At 63.4% G+C, this 1668-nt stretch carries 3 protein-coding genes; all 3 read left to right on the plus strand.

Going from position 1 to position 1668, the window contains the following annotated elements:
• On the plus strand, positions 1-584 hold a 584-nt coding region (locus EN893_RS32810; RefSeq protein WP_128362130.1), incomplete at its 5' end, for an anti-sigma factor.
• 225 nt (positions 585-809) lie between these two features.
• Entirely contained in the window at positions 810-1367 is a 558-nt protein-coding gene (locus EN893_RS32815) for a fasciclin domain-containing protein (RefSeq protein ID WP_127267219.1), read from the plus strand.
• A 212-nt stretch (positions 1368-1579) separates the two neighbouring features.
• A partial coding sequence (locus EN893_RS32820) for a ubiquinol-cytochrome c reductase iron-sulfur subunit N-terminal domain-containing protein (protein ID WP_281062520.1) occupies positions 1580-1668 on the plus strand: 89 nt, incomplete at its 3' end.

The raw sequence follows: 1668 nt of genomic DNA on the forward strand, positions 1-1668 counted from the left end.
AGGGATGGGAGGTCCGTCTCTCACCGCTGGCCGCCGCCTACCCGGAAATCGAGCCGCCGGTTTCGGTGAAGACCGCGGTCGACCGCCGGCTGTTCGCGAACGCTGCCGCCGTGACCACGCCCGCCGAATCGCGCGGCGGCCTGTGGTCCAGCCTCGCTTTCTGGCGCGGCCTTGCCGCGGCTGCGGTTGCGGCACTGGCGATTTACATTGCCGTGCCAGTCCTCAACCCGCCGGTCGAGGAGCCGCAGGCGCGCCTCGTCGCTTCGCTGGCCGCCGAAGGCAGCGACGTCAGATATCTTGCCGTCTACGACGCCGCGCATCACGAAGTCGGCCTGTCGCATGTCTCCGGTGAGCGTGCTTCCGGCAAGGACTTCGAGCTGTGGATGATCGAGGGCAAGAACCCGCCGGTCTCGATGGGCGTCATTCCGACCGGTGCTACGGCACATATCGTCGTCTCGCCGGCGGCCCAGCAGAAGCTTGCCCAGGGCGCGGTGCTTGCCGTCAGCCTCGAGCCGTCAGGCGGTTCGCCGACCGGACAGCCGACCGGACCGGTGGTCGCCGCCGGCGACCTGAAGAGCATCTGACCGGCTCTTGGCGTCGCCAGACTCAAAATAGAGTACCTGAAGTGTATCTCCCACCTTCCACGCCCGTAGACAGCATGGTAGCCGGCAAGCGGTTGCGTGGCAAAATCTCTTCGGCATCCCGGATAAAATAAAAAATAAGAATATTTCTGAAACTCCCGCACTTCTGTTCCGTATCTCCTCGCGTCCCCAAAAATGGGAAGAGAAAAACCCGAGGAGTTTGACATCATGCGTAGATACGCCACCCTTTTGCTCGCCGGTACGATCGCCGTTTCGGCCCTTGCCACCGCTGCCTATGCCGAAAACCCGATGGTTGGCGGCGCCGCGATGTATGCTAACAAAAACATCGTCGAGAACGCCGTGAACTCGAAGGACCACACCACGCTGGTCGCCGCCGTGAAGGCCGCCGGCCTTGTCGAGACACTGCAGGGCGCCGGTCCGTTCACCGTGTTCGCTCCGACCAACGAGGCCTTCGCGGCCCTTCCGGCCGGGACGGTCGAGACGCTGCTCAAACCTGAAAACAAGGACAAGCTCACCAAGATCCTGACCTGCCATGTCATCGGCGCCAAGGCGATGGGGGCGGATGTCGCCGCGATGGCCAAGGCTGACGGCGGCGCCCACAAGGTCAAGACGGTCGGCGGCTGCGAGCTGTCGCTCAAGGCCGACGGCGGCAAGGTCACCGTCACCGACGAGAGCGGCAATGTCGCCAATGTGACGATCGCCGATGTCGAACAGTCCAATGGCGTCATCCACGTCATCGACAAGGTTCTTTTGCCGAAGATGTAACAAGGGGATTGCTGCCGGCGAACTGGCAGCAAGGGCCCTCCGTCGATTGCACGATCCCGCTACCGTGATCCGCAATTGACCCGCGCACTCCGCGCCGCCCATATTCGGATGTGGGAGGGCGCGGAGTGTTCGTTCGAGGGGGCTACCGTCACCGGCTTTTGATTTCCGCGCGGCGGTATAGTTTGGCAAAAGGACATCAGGAGGAACCGGTCATGAACCGTCGCGACTTTCTTTTGAGCGGTGCCGCCGCCATCGGCGTCGTCGGGGCCGCAGCAACGATGCTGCGCATGGGCGATCCGCA

The sequence above is a fragment of the Mesorhizobium sp. M7A.F.Ca.CA.004.04.2.1 genome (genome assembly GCF_004022825.1).
GTDB lineage: Bacteria > Pseudomonadota > Alphaproteobacteria > Rhizobiales > Rhizobiaceae > Mesorhizobium.